We start from the raw sequence: 14,858 nt of genomic DNA on the forward strand, positions 1-14,858 counted from the left end.
GAGCCCGGCGGGGTCCGGTCCGCATCCGCTCAGGCGAGCAGCGCGAGCGTCTCCTTCTCGGCGACGAGCCGGGAGCGCGTCGGGCGGATGGTGTGCCCCCGCTCCCAGAGGTCGATCACGCGCGGGTCGATGTACGACGCGCGGCACACGGCCGGGGTGTTCCCGAGCTCTCCCGAGACGTCGCGGACCACCTCGGTGACGACCTTGCGGCGCGCGCGCTCGGACCGGGGTGGCGGGCCGGCGTCGGCCAGGGCGCGCGCGGCGAGCACCGTCGCGTGCCACGTGCGGAAGTCCTTGGGGCTCGCGTCGGACCCGAGCCGGTCCTTGACGTAGGCGACGACGTCGGCGCTCGTGACGTCGTGCCACGTGTCGCCGTCGTCCTGCCAGGCGAGCAGGTCGCCCGCGTCGTCGCGGCGGCGCACGAGCCGGCGCAGGAGCGTCGCGACCTCGTCGTCCTCGATCACGACGTCACGGACCTGGCCGGACTTCGCGGGGTAGTGGAAGTGCACGCGTCCCTCGCCGTCGGGGGTCTCGGGGCGCAGGATCCGCACGTGCTCCTTCTGGAGCGTCGCGAGCCCGTACGAGCCGTTCTTCGCGGCGTACCCCTCCCCGCCGGCGCGGAAGTAGGCGAGGTCGAGCAGCCGGAACGCGAGGGCGAGCACCTTCTCGCGCGGCATGCCGTCGAGGTCGAGGTCCTTGCGCACCCGGCGCCGTGCCGCGGGCAGGCTGCGGGCGACCTGGAGCACCTTGTCGTGCTTGAGGCGGTCCCGGCGCAGCCGCCACTGCGCGTGGTACAGGTACTGGCGCCGCCCGGCGTCGTCCATCCCCGTCGCCTGGATGTGCGCGTTCGCGTGCGGGCTGATCCACACGTCGCGCCACGCGGGCGGGATCGCGAGCGAGGCGATCCGGTCGAGGTCGTCCTCGTCGGTGATCCGCTCGCCGTGGGCGTCCAGGTAGAAGAAGCCCCGGCCGGCGCGGCGACGCGTCCAGCCGGGACCGTCGACACGTGCGCGGCGCAGCCTGGGCATGCCGGAAGTCTCACCCCGCGACGCGCCGACCGCGCGGCGAGCCGCCGAGCGGTGGAACGGCACCACTCGGGCGCGCCCGTCGGACGGGTGCCCGGGCTGCCGGCGAGCCGGTCGGTCCGGGACCGCGACCGTGCCGGAGAGCCCGTCAGTCGGGGACCCGGACCATGCCCTCCTGCGCGATCGACGCGACGTGCGTCCCGTCGCGCGTGAACACCCGGGCCGCCCCGAGGCCGCGGCCGCCCTGCGCGCTCGGCGCCGTCTGCGTGTAGAGCAGCCAGTCGTCGACGCGCACGTCCCGGTGCCACCACATCGCGTGGTCGAGGCTCGCGATCGACAGCCCGCGCGTCGCCCAGCTGTGCCCGCTCCGGCGCAGGACCGGCTCGAGCATCACCTGGTCGCACGCGAAGGCGAGCAGCGCGCGGTGCAGGAGCTGGTCGTCGGGGAGGGCCTCGCGCGAGCGGACCCACACCATCTGCTGGCCCGCCGGCTCGCCCGAGCCGCCGAGGTAGATCGCGCCCTCGACGTGCCGGACGTCGAACGCGCTCTCCTGGCTCCAGAACCGCGCGACGGGGTGGTCGATGCCGGCGAGGTGGGTGTCCGCGGAGACGACGTCCTCCGGGTCGGGGGCGTCCGGCATCGGCTCGGCGTAGTCGAGGCCGGGCTGCTCCTCCTGGAACGACGCGATCATCGACAGGATCGGGGCCCCGCCCTGGAGCGCGTGCGTGCGCCGTGCGGTGAACGACCGCCCGTCGCGCAGCCGCTCGACCGCGAACGAGATCGGCTCGCGGACGTCGCCCGCCCGCAGGAAGTAGCCGTGCAGCGAGTGCGGCAGCCGCGTCACCGGCACGGTGCGCCCGGCGGCGAGCAGGGCCTGCGCGAGCACCTGGCCGCCGAAGACGCGACCGCTGGGCTGGGGGAGGCTCGTGCCGGTGAAGGCGTCGGGGTCCGCGGCGTCCGGGCCCAGGTCGAGCACGTCGAGCAGGGCCCGCGTGGGGGTCACGGCGGTGGGTTCGGTCGTCATGGGCTCAGTCCTCGAACGTGTTGAGCATCGAGTGGGCGGCGCGCTCGAGGTAGTCCCACAGCTGCGCCTCGTGCAGCGGGGCCAGCCCGAGCTCCATGACCGCCTCGCGCATGTGCGCGAGCCAGCGGTCGCGGGCGTCGGGGTTGACCTTGAACGGCGCGTGCCGCATGCGCAGGCGCGGGTGCCCGCGCTGGTCCGAGTACGTCGTCGGGCCGCCCCAGTACTGCTCGAGGAACAGCGTGAGGCGCTCGGCCGCGGGGCCGAGGTCCTCCTCGGGGTACATCGGCCGCAGCACCGGGTCGTCGGCGACTCCGCGGTAGAACGCGTCGACGAGCCGGACGAACGTGTCGTGGCCGCCGATCACGGCGTAGAACGAGTCGGCGCGGTGGGCCGGGCCGGGCTCGGGAGCGGGGGAGGTCACGCGCCCCAGTCTCGCACCGCCACGCACCAACACGGCTGTCCACGCCGCGACCTGGGCGCGCCGGGCGGCACGGCCGGGACTAGGCTGGACGCCTGTGCGCCTCCACCAGCGCACGACGGCGCAGGGACGAGCTGAGGAGTTCGATGAGCAAGGCAGAGCAGATCCTCGCGGCGCTGGGCGGCGACGCGAACGTCGTCGATCTGGAGCCGTGCATCACCCGTCTGCGCGTCGAGGTGACGGACCCGCAGCTCGTCGACGAGACGGCGCTCAAGGCGACCGGCGCGTTCGGCGTGGTCCGGTCCGGTCGCGTCGTGCAGGTCATCGTCGGCCCCGAGGCCGACAACCTCGCCGCGGAGCTCGACACCCTCCGCTGAGCGGACCCACGCGACTGCCCAGGGCCCGCACCGCCAGGCGCGGGCCCTGGGACCGCGTCAGCGCCCCGCGCGGCCCGGGTCGGCGGGCGGCGCCGTCGTGTCGAGCGAGTCCGACTCCCGCCGCGTGTCCGTGACCGGCGCCGGCTTGCCGCCCTCCCCGGTCGCCTCCGGGGCAGCGGCGCCCTCGTCGGGCACGCGCACCGCCGCGTCGAGCTGCGCCCGGTAGGCCTCCAGCAGGTCGCGCTGACCGCCGAGCGGGATGCCGGCCTCCTCGAGCGCGCGGCGCACCGCGGCGCGCAGGGCCCGGGCGACCTCCCACTGCATCGCGGGCGCGGTCTTGACGGTCACCTGGAGCGTCACGGCGTCGAACGCCAGGTCCTCGATCCCGGTGACCGACGGCTCGCCCTCGAGGTACGTGCCGAGCACCGGGTCGGCGGCGACGCGCCCGACGGCCTCCTCGAGCACGTGCCGCACCTCGTCGAGGTCCGCGAAGTAGTCGACCTTGACCTCGACGACCGCCTTGGCCCATCCCTGGGTCTTGTTGCCGACGCGGACCATCGTCCCGTTGGGGACGTACCAGAGCGTGCCCGAGCTGTCGCGGATCTTGGTCACGCGCAGCGCGACGGCCTCGACGGTCCCGGTCGCGTGCCCCACGTCGACGACGTCGCCGACGCCGTACTGGTCCTCGAGGAGCATGAACATGCCCGAGAGGAAGTCCTTGACGAGGCTCTGGGCGCCGAAGCCCAGCGCGACGCCGACGATCCCCGCGGACGCGATGAACGGCGCGATGTTGGCGCCGAGCGCGTCGAGCACCATGAGCACCGCGAGCGTCCCGACGACGATCGTCGCGGTCGAGCGCAGGACCGAGCCGATGGTGCGCGCGCGCTGCGCCCGGCGGGCCGTGACGATCGGGCTCGCCCGCCGCAGGGCCGCTGCGACCTCGGAGTCCCCGAGCCGGCCGCGCTCGAGCAGCGGGGTGCCCTCGGCGATGTGGTTGGTGACGGTGCGGATGACCCGCCGCAGCGCGAGCAGCACCAGGCCGGCGACCGTGAGGATCACGGCGACGCGGAGGCCGGTGCTGAGCAACCACGGGAGCCCGGTCTCGAGCAGCCAGCGCATCGCGGCGTTCGCCTCGCGCACGACGTCGGCGGGCGTCGTCTCGGTGGGCTCCGGCGTGGCCCCGGCCGCCAGCAGCGTCCGGGCGCTCACCGCTCACCGCCCGCCGCGCGCAGCCCCGTCCGGTCGGCGACGAACTGCAGCTGCTCGACCGTGAGCCCGACGGTCCGGGAGAGCGCCCGCCCGCCGTGCCCGACGCCGGTCTCGCGGCGGACCAGCACGGGTGCCGCCTCGGGGTCGGCGCTCGTGGCGGCCTGGAGCGCCGCCGCGAGCTTGCGCGCGTGCAGCGGGTCGACGCGCGAGTCGCCCTCGAACACCGTGAAGAGCGTCGCGGGGTAGGCCGTGCCGTGCGTGACGCGGTGGTACGGCGAGTACCCGAGCAGCCAGTCGAGCTCGCGCGGGTTGTCGGCGTCGCCGTACTCCTCGGTCCACGTCACGCCGAGCCCGAACCGCTGGTAGCGCACCATGTCGAGCAGCGGCGCGGAGCACACGACGGCCGCGAACAGGTCGGGCCGCTGCGTGAGCGCGGCGCCGACCAGCAGGCCGCCGTTCGAGCCGCCCCAGCACGCGAGCCGGTCGGGGGTGGTCCACCCGTCCGCGACGAGTCGCTCGCCGACCGCGTGGAAGTCGTCGAAGACGTTCTGCTTGGCCCCGCGCATGCCGCTGCGGTGCCACTCCTCGCCCTCCTCGCCGCCGCCCCGCAGGTTGGTCACGACGTAGACCCCGCCGGCCTCGACCCACGCGAGCGTCGTCGCGGAGTAGGCCGGGTCGAGCGAGATCTGGAAGCCGCCGTAGCCGTAGAGGATCGTCGGCGCCGGTGCGAGCGGGCGCCCGTCCGCGTCGAGCGCGTCGGCCCGTGCGACGACGAACGCCCGCACGGTCGTCCCGTCGGCGCTCGGGGTCGCGAGCTGCTGCACCCGCACGTCGGGCAGGTCGGCGAGGAGCCCGGGCGGTGCGGCCCACACGGACGTGGTGCGGGTCCGGGCGTCGAAGCGGTGGACCGTCGAGACCGTCGTGTGGTCGGTGTAGGAGAACCACAGCTCCGGGCCGCCCTCGGGCCGCGTCGCGAGGCCGCCGATCGAGCCGAGCCCGGGCAGCACGAGCGTGCCGTCGTCGCCGGGGAGCCGCTCGCCCGTGCGCGGGTCGTGCAGCGTCACCTCGCTCACGGCGTGCCGGCGCCACGCGGCCACGAGCAGCTCGGGCTCGACGACGTCCCCGGGACCGCCGCCGGCGTCGGTGAACGCCACGTCCTCGAGCACCGCCTCGGGGTCCTCGGCGAGCAGCGTGCGCCAGTGCGGGACCCCCGGCGACGTCGGGTCGGTGACCGCGACGCGGCCGCGCGGGGCGTCGAGGTCGGTGTGCAGGTAGAGCCGCCCGTCGCGCCCGACCCACGCGTGCGTCTGCGCGTCGACGCCGACGACGACCGGGACGAGCTCCGGCGCCTCGACGCCCGCGGTCAGGTCGGCGATCCACACGTCGGAGCGCGGTGCGGTGCCCGCGGACGCCGAGACGACGAGCCAGCGCCCGTCGCGCGAGACGGTGACGCCGTAGTAGCTCGTGCGGTCCAGGCCCGCGCCGAACACCTCGACGTCCTGCGCGGCGTCGGTGCCGAGCCGGTGCAGCCAGACGCGCCGGTGGTACTGCTGCTCGCCCTCGGGCAGCTCCTCGGGCGGGAGCCGGCGCACGTAGTAGAACGCCTCACCGCCCGGCAGCCACGCGACGGGCGAGTAGCGCGCGCGGTCGATCGGGCCGTCGACCAGGGCGCCGGTCGCGACGTCGAGCACGTGCAGGACGCTCTCCTCGGTGCCGCCCGAGGACACCTGGTACGCGAGCAGGTCGCCCTCCTTGCTCGGCTGCCACGCGTCGAGCGTCGTGGTTCCGGCGGGGTCGAGCGCGACGGGGTCGAGCAGCACGCGCTCGACCGTGCCGCCGTCGGGTCCCGGCTCGGCGACGACGACGACCGCGTGCTCCTGGTCGCCCGAGCGACGCGAGAAGAACCGGCGCTCGCCGCGCCACGCGGGGGTCCCGACGAAGCCCGCGCCGAGCAGCTCGCGCAGCCGCGCGGTGAGCCGGGCGGTGGACAGGGCGCCGTCCGCGGGAGCCCCGGGGGTCGGGCCGTCGCCCGCCGGGTCGCGGTGCACGAGCCGAGCACGGTAGGCGGCGTAGAGCGCGTCCTGCGCGTCCGACCACGCCTGCGTGCGCGGGTCGTGCGGGTCCTCGAGCCAGCGGTACGGGTCGGCCACCCGGCGCCCGTGCAGGTCCTCGACGAGGTCCAGCCGCTCGGCGGGCGGGTAGGGCGGCAGCGCGGTGCCGTGCGGGGTCGGGAGGGGAACGGAGGAGCTCATGGTCGGCAAGGCTACGTCGCCCGCACGGCCGCCATGCTCAGGGCGAGACGGGCACCGGGAGGTCGCTCGCCTCGACCGTCGGGGAGTCCGTGACGGTGAGGTCGCTGCCGATCCGCACGACGTGCCGGACGAGCGTCGAGCCGTCGACCGTCCAGGCCTCGACGGCCCACGCCGAGCCGTCCGGCGCCGCCACCGGGGGACCGACGCGCTCGCGGAAGCCCGTGAGCACCGCATCCCGTGCGGCCGTCCCCGCCTCGTCGAGGGTCGGCAGCCAGCGGATGTCGTCGACCGAGCGGACCGGGTACGAGAGCTGCCGGAACGTGCGCGTGGTGTCGAGGAACGCCGCCGCGACCGCCTCGGCCGTCGCCTCGTCCGCGACGTCGACCCTGTCGTCCTCGAGCACCGCGGAGAACTCCTCGGGGCGCCCGGTGAGCACACGGACCTCGCCGTCGGCCGTCCACGCGACGAACAGCCGCGTCGGGTGCGCCCCGTGTCCGAGGACGTCCGCCACGCGCCACCGGTCGAGGAAGTCGAGCTCGACCTCGGTCACGTCGGTGGTGGGGTCCGCCACGAGCCTCGCCGTCGCCGCGCTGAGCGGCTCGAGGCCGCGGGCCAGGATGTCGCGCACGTCCGGCTCACCTTCGTCCGTCGTCGTCGGCGCCGAGGTGGCGCTCGCCGTGGGGTCGGGCTCCGTGCCCGGGTCGCTGCACGCCGTGAGGGTCAGGGCGCCGAGCGTGACGCCCGCGGCGAGGGACAGCAGCCGTCGCCGGGCGCGGTTCGTGGTCATGGGATGAAGTCTCCCCTGCTCGGTGCCCATCAGTTGTTGTCCTCCCACGAGTCGCCGTAGTAGTCCTCGTAGCTCTCGCCCGTCGTCGAGGTGACGAACGTCCCGTCCGTGAACATCTCGCGCACCGCGGCGAAGCCCGCGTCCTCGGCCTGCGCCCTCGACCGCCCTGCGGCGATCGCGGCGTCGTACGCGGCGCCGTACCGGGACTCCGCGGCCGACACCGGCACCTCCGTGCCGGTGTCGCGGAGCTCCCGGGCGCCGAGGACCTCCTGGACGACGCCGTCGGTCTCCTCGTCGAGCATCCCGCCCACGTACTCGTCCCTCGGGAGGTCGCCGATGTCGTCGCCGACCGAGCGGCCCTCGCGGTCGTACCTCGCGTGGTTCGCCTCGTGCAGGATCGTGAGCGCCGCCTGGACCGGGTCGTCGTAGCCGGTGCCCAGCGTGACGGAGGTGCCGTCCCACCACGCGCCACCGGCGACGGAGTCGAACACGACGGGGATCCCGTGGTCGGCGAGCCACTGCAGCGTCTGGCGCCCGCGCTCCGTCGCGAGCAGCGTCTGCACCGTCTCCGAGCTCGGGATCAGCCCTTCGGGGATCGTGACGCCGTCGACGACGTAGGTGCCGTCGCTCGGCTCGTCGGCGCCCGAGTCCTCGGTCTCCTCCTCGTCCTCGTCCTCGCCCTGCGTCCCGTCGTCGTCGCACCCGATGCCGAACCAGTCGCAGTGCCACGGCTGGTCCTCGTCGTCGCCGCCCTCGTCTGCGCTGTCACCCTCGTCGTCCGAGCTGCCGCCCTCGTCGTCCGACCCGGTGTCCTCGCAGCCGATCCCGAACCAGCTGCAGTGCCACGGGTCGTCGCGGTCCTCCTCGCCGTCCGGCGCCGGGAGCGTGCAGTCGCCGCCGCCGAACGTCGAGATCGTGCACAGGGCCGAGCGCAGCGTGCTGTGGAACCTCGGGTTGGCCGCGGCGACCGCGGCGACGACGCCGAGCACGAGGACGGCGGCGAGGCAGACGATGCCGAGGTACTCGAGCGTGCCCTGGCCCGCGTCACGGGACGGGCGCCAGGTGCCCCGGCGAGGGGCGCCGGCCGAGGTGCGGGAGGACATGGGAGGAGCCTCGCGCACGCCCGGTTCGTCCCGCTGGGTCCGTGGACCCGCTCCTGGGCCCACCGTGCCCGGGCGGCGGGACGCCGTCGTGTCCCCCTTCTCGTCCTGCGGTCCTCCGGGGGGCTCTGGCAGGATCGACGCGTGGCAGCCGATACCCTTGAACCCTCCCCGGACCTGCTACGTCTCGCCGCCGCCTACGGGATCGTGCCCGACTACTGGGCGCACGACGGCACGCAGCACCGGGTCACCGCGTCGACGCTCGTCGGCGTGCTGCGCGCGCTCGGCGTCGACGCGTCGTCGCCCGAGCGGGTCGCGCTCGCGATCGCCCACGTCGAGGACATGCCGTGGCGGCGCACCCTCCCGCCCGTCACGGTGGTCCGCGAGGGCCGGAACGCGCACGTGGCGGTGCACGTCACGCACGGAGACCCGGTGCGCGTGTGGCTCGAGCTCGACCCCGAGGCGGGCGGGGGGCGGCGCGACCTGCCGCAGGCGGACGTCGTGATCGACCCGCGCAGCGTCGACGGCCGGCTCGTCGGGCGCGCGACGTTCACGCTCCCGACGGACCTGCCCCTCGGCTGGCACGAGCTGCACGCGGACGGGCCCAGCGCCCGCGCCCGCTCGACCGTGGTCGTGACCCCGAACGCCCTCGAGCTCCCGGAGCAGCTGCGCGACGGCCGCGCGTGGGGCTTCATGACGCAGCTCTACTCGGTGCGCTCGCGGGCGTCCTGGGGCGTCGGGGACCTCGCCGACCTCGCCGACCTCGGCTGGCTCGCGGGCCGCACGTGCGGCGCCGACTTCCTGCTCATCAACCCGCTGCACGCGGCCGAGCCGGTCACCCCGCTGACGCCGTCGCCGTACCTGCCGACGACGCGCCGGTTCGTGAACCCGGTCTACATCCGCGTGGAGGACGTCCGCGAGACGGCGTACCTCTCGGCGGCGGACCGCGCGCTCGTCGAGTGGGCGTCCGAGCCGGCCCGGGCCCTCGACACCGACGCCGGCCCGATCGACCGCGACGTGGCGTGGGACGCGAAGCGCTCGGCGCTCGAGGTCGTGTTCGCCGCACCCCGCTCGGCGGCGCGTCAGGCGGCGTTCGAGGACTACCGCGAGGACGAGGGGCAGGGCCTCGAGGACTTCGCGCTGTGGTGCGCGCTCGTGGAGAAGTACGCCGGGGAGCCGTGGCCGCCCGGCGCGCAGGACCTGTCCTCCGCTTTCGTCGAGCGGGCACGGACGGAGCTCGCGGACCGCGTCGACTTCTACTGCTGGCTGCAGTGGGTCGCGGACTCCCAGCTCGCAGACGCCCAGCGCGCCGCGCACGAGGGCGGCATGACGATCGGGATCATGCATGACCTCGCCGTGGGCGTGCACCCCGAGGGCGCGGACGTCTGGGCGCTCGGCGACGTGCTCGCGACCGGCGCGACCGTCGGCGCGCCGCCCGACATGTACAACCAGCAGGGCCAGAACTGGTCGCAGCCACCGTGGCACCCCGAGCGGCTCGCGCGCGTCGGCTACCGGCCCTACCGGGACATGCTGCGCACGGTGCTGCGGCACGCGGGCGCCATCCGGATCGACCACGTCATCGGCCTGTTCCGGCTGTGGTGGATCCCGGAGGGCGCGCCCGCGGACCAGGGCGCGTACGTGCGCTACGACCACGAGGCGCTCGTGGGCATCCTCGCGCTCGAGGCCCACCGCGCGGGCGCGGTCGTGATCGGGGAGGACCTCGGCACGTTCGAGCCGTGGGTCCGCGACTACCTGAGCGACCGCGGCGTGCTCGGCACGTCGGTGCTGTGGTTCGAGAAGGACCACGCCGGCAAGCCCCTGGCGCCCGAGGAGTACCGCCGCCTCACGCTCGCGAGCGTCACGACGCACGACCTGCCACCGACCGCCGGCTACCTCGCCGAGGAGCACGTGACGATCCGCGACCGCCTCGGGCTGCTCTCGGAGCCGGTCGAGCAGGTCCGCCGGGCCGCGCGCGCCGAGCGCGAGCAGATGGTCGAGGCGCTGCGCGGACGCGGGCTCGTCGGCCCGCAGCCGTCCGAGCGCGAGACCGTCGAGGCGCTGCACGCGTGGGTGCTCGAGAGCCCGGCCGCGCTCGTCGGGGTCTCGCTCGCGGACGCCGTGGGGGAGCGGCGCGCGCAGAACCAGCCGGGCACCGACCAGGAGTACCCGAACTGGAAGGTCCCGCTGGCGGACGGCGCCGGGCAGGTCGTGCTTGTCGAGGAGCTCTTCGACAACGCGCGCCTGCGGTCCCTCGCCGCGGTGCTGAACCGCCTCGACCGCGGCTGACGCCGCAGGGCGCCGGGACCGGCCGGCCGAGCCCGTCAGGTCCGGGCCGGCCCTCGGTGCGCACGGACGACGACGCGCCGCCCCGCACGGACGACGACGGCCCGGTCCCCACGCGGGGTCCGGGCCGTCGCCGTCGTACCCGGTCGTCAGCCGCGGGCGCGGTCCGCCTCCTGCGCGGCCAGCGAGCGACGCACGCCGTCGCGGGACTCCACCACGAGCCGGCGCAGCGCGGGGGCCGCGTCGGGGTGGGCCGCGAGCCACGCGTCCGTGGCGCCGAGCACGTCGACGCGCGTGTCGTCGGCGAGGTCCGTCGGGTAGAGGCCGAGCACGATGTTCTGTGCGATCTCGTTGGTCCGGTTCTCCCAGACGTCTTCGATCGCCGCGAAGTACGGCTCGACGTAGGGCACGAGCAGGCCGCGGTCGTGCACGCGCCCGAAGCCGCCGATCGTGGCCGCCTGCAGGGCGTTGGCGAGCTCGTCGCTCTCGACCGCCGAGCGCCACGCCGCCGCCTTCGCCTCGGGCGTCGGGATCGCGGCGCGCGCGGCGGCAGCCGCCCGGTGACCGGTGGCGGTCGGGTCGGCCTCGAGCTGACGGGCGATCTCCGGCTCCCCGGCGCGCCCGCCCGTGACGAGCGCGGTCAGGAGCTCCCAGCGCAGGTCGGTGTCGATGGTCAGGCCGTCGAGCGTGCGCGAGCCGTCGAGCAGCGCGGCGACGACGTCGAGGTGCTCCGCGGTCACGGAGCGGCCCGCGAACGCCTTGAGGAGCTGCAGCTGGGTGTCGGAGCCGTCCGTCGCCTGCTCGGCGAGCACGAGCAGGCGGTCCGCCGCGGCGACCTCGGTGGCCTGGCGGTGCTCGGGTGCGACGTAGAGGTCGAGCGCGGTCGAGAGCTGGCGCAGCAGCACCTGGACGACCGACGAGTCGGACTCGCGCGCGAGGTTGCCGAGCACGAGGTCGACGAAGTCGCGTGCCGGGGTCTCACCGTCGCGGGTCGCGTCCCACATCGCCGTCCACACGAGGGTGCGCGGGAGGGAGTCGGTGAACGCGCCGAGGTGCTCGAGCGCGGTCGCGTGCGAGCGGCCGTCGAGCCGGACCTTCGCGTAGGCGAGGTCGCCGTCGTTGACCAGGACGAGGTCCGGTCGCTGCTCCCCGACGAGCTGCGGCACCTCGGTGCGCGGGCCGTCGACGTCGAGCTCGACGTGCAGGGTGCGCTCGAGGGCCGTGCTGCCGTCGGGCTGCTCGACGACGTCGTAGCCACCGATCGCGAGGCGGTGCGGGCGCTGCACGGGGTGCTCGGCGGGCACCTCCTGCAGGACGGCGAACGACGTGATCGTCTCGACGCCGTCCTCGCCGGGCGCGGACTCGATCGCGGGCCGCAGGAGCGTCACGCCCGAGCGCTCCAGCCACAGCCCGGACCAGGCCGACAGGTCGCGCCCGCTCGTCGCCTCGAGCTCGCGCAGCAGGTCGGCGAGCTCGGTGTTGCCCCACGCGTGCTTGGCGAAGTAGCTCCGCACGCCCGCGAAGAACTCGTCCTTCCCGACCCACGCGACGAGCTGCTTGAGGACGCTCGCGCCCTTCGCGTACGTGATGCCGTCGAAGTTGACCTCGACGTCCTCGAGGTCGCGCATGTCCGCGACGATCGGGTGCGTCGAGGGCAGCTGGTCCTGGCGGTACGCCCAGTTCTTCTCCATCGAGGAGAACGTGCTCCAGGCGCTCGTCCAGCGCGTCGCCTCGGCGGTCGCGAGCGTCGAGACGTACTCGGCGAACGACTCGTTGAGCCAGAGGTCGTCCCACCAGCGCATCGTGACGAGGTCGCCGAACCACATGTGCGCGAGCTCGTGCAGGATCGTGACGGCGCGGCGCTCGACGGTCGCGTCGGGCACCTTGGAGCGGAAGACGTAGTTCTCGAGGAACGTCACCGCCCCCGCGTTCTCCATGGCGCCGGCGTTGAACTCGGGCACGAAGAGCTGGTCGTACTTCGCGAACGGGTACGGGACGCCGAACGCCTCCTCGTAGAACGCGAAGCCGGCACGCGTGATGTCGAGGATGTTCTCGGTGTCGAGGTGCTGCGCGAGCGAGCCGCGGCAGTACACCCCGAGCGGCACGGTGCGCCCGTCGCTGCTCGTGAGCTCGCCGTGCTCCGCGTGGTACGGGCCCGCCACGACCGCGGTGATGTAGCTCGAGATGCGCGGGGTGCGCTCGAACGTCCACGTCGCGGTGCCGGCGTCGCGGCCGCCGTTGCGGTTCGTCCCGCCCTCGACGGCGACGGGCTCCCCGGCGGCGGGGTAGTTCGACACCACGGTCCAGTGCGCCGGCGCGGTCACGGTGAACGCGAACGTGGCCTTGAGGTCGGGCTGCTCGAACACCGCGAAGACGCGGCGCGAGTCGGCGACCTCGAACTGCGAGTACAGGTAGACCTCGTCGTCGACCGGGTCGACGAACCGGTGCAGGCCCTCGCCGGTGTTCATGTAGGCGCAGTCGGCGAGCACGACGACCTCGTTCTCGGCGGCGAGGTCGTCGAGCCGGATGCGGGACTCGGCGACGACGTCCGCGACGTCGAGCGCGCGGCCGTTGAGAGTCACCTCGTGGACCGTCGGGGCGATCAGGTCGAGGAACGTGCCGGCGCCGGGCGTCGCGGTGAACCGCACGACGGTGCGCGAGGAGAACGTGGCCGGGCCCGTGGTGAGGTCGAGCGCGACGTCGTACGACTCGACGGCGACGACGCCCGCGCGCTCGCGCGCCTCGTCACGGGTGAGGTTCTCAGCAGGCACGCGGTGTCTCCTTCAGGCGCGGGGGCGGCTCGTGGCCGACCCGATCATTTCACGGGCGGAATGCCCGCGCGGCTGATGTGGTTGCCCCGAAGAACCTGATTCGACCCTCGAGGAGACGACGTGCCGCAGACCGCCGAGACGACCGCGACCGAGACCGCCGCGACGGCCGCCGACGGGGCGACCCGCACGACCGTGGACTTCTGGTTCGACCCGGCGTGCCCGTGGGCGTGGATGACCTCGCGCTGGATGGTCGAGGTCGAGAAGGTGCGCGACGTCGACGTGCGCTGGCACGTCATGAGCCTGTCCGTGCTGAACGAGGGCCGCGACCTCCCGGAGAGCTACCGGACGCTCATGGACGACTCGTGGGCGGCGGTCCGTGTGCTGGTCGCCGCCGCGGAGCAGCACGGCCCGCAGGTGCTGCGGCCGCTGTACGACGCGCTGGGCTCGCGCCGGCACCCGGGCGGCCGGCGCGACACGGCCGAGATCATCGCGGAGTCGCTCGCCGAGGTCGGCCTGCCCGCGGAGCTCGCGGAGGCCGGCTCGACCGACGCCCACGACGCGCAGCTGCGTGCGTCGCACCAGCGCGCGATCGACCTCGTGGGCGACGAGGTCGGCACGCCCGTCGTCGCGATCGACGAGACCGCGTTCTTCGGCCCGGTCATGACCCCGGCGCCCAAGGGCGAGGCCGCGGGCCGGCTCTTCGACGGCTTCGTGCTCGTGACCAGCGTGCCCGGCTTCTACGAGATCAAGCGCACCCGCACCCAGGGGCCCGTCTTCGACTGACGGGACGCGGCTGCCGGCCCCCCCGCGCCCTCGCCGCCCGCCTCGCCCCGCGGCACCCGACCCCGCGCCCCGTCCGACCGGCGGGTGCGCGGGGTCACCCGTGTGGAGCAGCACGCCCGGCTCGTGTGATGCTGGGCGCCGCACGCACGGCCGACGGAAGGGTGCGAGGTGGGTCTGTCGTCACGCATGGCGGGGCTGAGCCGGGGGATGAGGGCGTTCCTGCTGATCGACCTCGTGCTCGTGCTCGCCCTGGTCGTCGTCGCCGCCGTCGTCCTGAGCGGCGTGCTCCGCGGCTCGGGCCCACGTGACGCCGCGCCGGGCACGGAGCCGGGCGCGTCGGCGTCCGCCTCGCCCGGGACCCCGTCCGCCCGACCGACGGGCGTCGAGACGTTCGCGAGCCCGACGGGGAACATCTCCTGCGCCATGGCGGACGACGGCGTGACCTGCTCGATCGCGAGCATCACGTTCACCCCGCCGGGCGCGGAGGCGTGCGCCGCGGGAACCCTCGGCCATGTCGTGGTCGCGGGTGCCGACGGGGTCGAGCTGCCGTGCGCCGACGGGCCGGTGCCGGCCGTGGCCGCGGACGACGTCCCGCGGCTCGAGTACGGGGCGACGTCGACCGTGGGCGGGTGGACGTGCACGAGCGCCACGAACGGCGTGACGTGCGTCGACGAGTCCGGGACCGGCTTCAGGCTCGCGCGCGCGGAGCTCGTCGAGCTCGGCTGACCGCGGAGCTCGTCGAGCTCGGCTGACCGCACCGTCGCCCGCCGCGGCTCCTCGCACGGCCCGCGCGGCCGAGCCGGGCCCCTGCGTCGCGGCAGGGGCCCGG

The 14,858-nt window shown here is 74.9% G+C and carries 12 protein-coding genes; 4 read left to right on the plus strand and 8 right to left on the minus strand.

Features of this window, described 5'->3' with window-relative positions; all coding sequences use genetic code 11:
* Positions 1 to 29: 29 nt before the first annotated feature.
* From NXY84_RS08135 to NXY84_RS08145, 3 genes are all read right to left on the minus strand, one after another.
* Positions 30 to 1,028 (minus strand): DNA topoisomerase IB, encoded by a 999-nt coding sequence (locus tag NXY84_RS08135; RefSeq protein WP_258726591.1) that lies wholly within the window; start codon positions 1,026 to 1,028, stop codon positions 30 to 32.
* A 145-nt stretch (positions 1,029 to 1,173) separates the two neighbouring features.
* A complete protein-coding gene (locus NXY84_RS08140) occupies positions 1,174 to 2,049 on the minus strand; it encodes an acyl-CoA thioesterase (RefSeq protein WP_258726592.1) in 876 nt (291 codons plus the stop codon).
* Between the two features lie 4 nt (positions 2,050 to 2,053).
* Complete coding sequence (locus tag NXY84_RS08145) at positions 2,054 to 2,470, minus strand: globin (protein WP_258726593.1); 417 nt, start codon at positions 2,468 to 2,470, stop codon at positions 2,054 to 2,056.
* Between the two features lie 143 nt (positions 2,471 to 2,613).
* Here NXY84_RS08145 and NXY84_RS08150 point away from each other — a divergent pair, with 143 nt between their 5' ends.
* Entirely contained in the window at positions 2,614 to 2,844 is a 231-nt protein-coding gene (locus NXY84_RS08150) for a glucose PTS transporter subunit EIIB (RefSeq protein ID WP_034624861.1), read from the plus strand.
* A gap of 57 nt (positions 2,845 to 2,901) precedes the next feature.
* On the opposite strand, the gene NXY84_RS08155 is transcribed toward NXY84_RS08150, so the two are convergent.
* The 4 genes from NXY84_RS08155 to NXY84_RS08170 are packed head-to-tail and all read right to left on the minus strand — an operon-like array spanning position 2,902 to position 8,195.
* Positions 2,902 to 4,053 carry a mechanosensitive ion channel family protein gene (locus NXY84_RS08155; protein ID WP_258726594.1) on the minus strand — a complete coding sequence of 384 codons (1,152 nt, stop codon included), beginning with the start codon at positions 4,051 to 4,053 and terminating at the stop codon, positions 2,902 to 2,904.
* Positions 4,050 to 6,305 (minus strand): prolyl oligopeptidase family serine peptidase, encoded by a 2,256-nt coding sequence (locus NXY84_RS08160; protein ID WP_258726595.1) that lies wholly within the window; start codon positions 6,303 to 6,305, stop codon positions 4,050 to 4,052. Before NXY84_RS08160 ends, NXY84_RS08155 begins: the two co-directional genes overlap by 4 nt.
* A 37-nt stretch (positions 6,306 to 6,342) precedes the next feature.
* Positions 6,343 to 7,092 (minus strand): hypothetical protein, encoded by a 750-nt coding sequence (locus tag NXY84_RS08165; RefSeq protein ID WP_258726596.1) that lies wholly within the window; start codon positions 7,090 to 7,092, stop codon positions 6,343 to 6,345.
* A gap of 29 nt (positions 7,093 to 7,121) precedes the next feature.
* Entirely contained in the window at positions 7,122 to 8,195 is a 1,074-nt protein-coding gene (locus NXY84_RS08170) for a hypothetical protein (protein WP_258726597.1), read from the minus strand.
* A 141-nt stretch (positions 8,196 to 8,336) separates the two neighbouring features.
* Here NXY84_RS08170 and malQ point away from each other — a divergent pair, with 141 nt between their 5' ends.
* A complete protein-coding gene (gene malQ / locus NXY84_RS08175) occupies positions 8,337 to 10,478 on the plus strand; it encodes a 4-alpha-glucanotransferase (protein ID WP_258726598.1) in 2,142 nt (713 codons plus the stop codon).
* Between the two features lie 146 nt (positions 10,479 to 10,624).
* Here the strand turns inward: malQ and pepN are convergent, their stop codons facing one another.
* A complete protein-coding gene (gene pepN / locus NXY84_RS08180) occupies positions 10,625 to 13,246 on the minus strand; it encodes an aminopeptidase N (protein WP_258726599.1) in 2,622 nt (873 codons plus the stop codon).
* A 192-nt stretch (positions 13,247 to 13,438) separates the two neighbouring features.
* On the opposite strand from pepN, the gene NXY84_RS08185 reads away from it, so the two are divergent.
* Positions 13,439 to 14,029 carry a DsbA family protein gene (locus NXY84_RS08185; RefSeq protein ID WP_258727153.1) on the plus strand — a complete coding sequence of 197 codons (591 nt, stop codon included), beginning with the start codon at positions 13,439 to 13,441 and terminating at the stop codon, positions 14,027 to 14,029.
* A gap of 168 nt (positions 14,030 to 14,197) precedes the next feature.
* Positions 14,198 to 14,755 (plus strand): DUF6636 domain-containing protein, encoded by a 558-nt coding sequence (locus tag NXY84_RS08190; RefSeq protein WP_258726600.1) that lies wholly within the window; start codon positions 14,198 to 14,200, stop codon positions 14,753 to 14,755.
* The last annotated feature ends 103 nt before the right edge of the window (positions 14,756 to 14,858 follow it).

It is taken from the genome of Cellulomonas sp. NS3, assembly GCF_024757985.1.
In the GTDB taxonomy this organism is placed as follows: Bacteria; Actinomycetota; Actinomycetes; order Actinomycetales; family Cellulomonadaceae; genus Cellulomonas_A.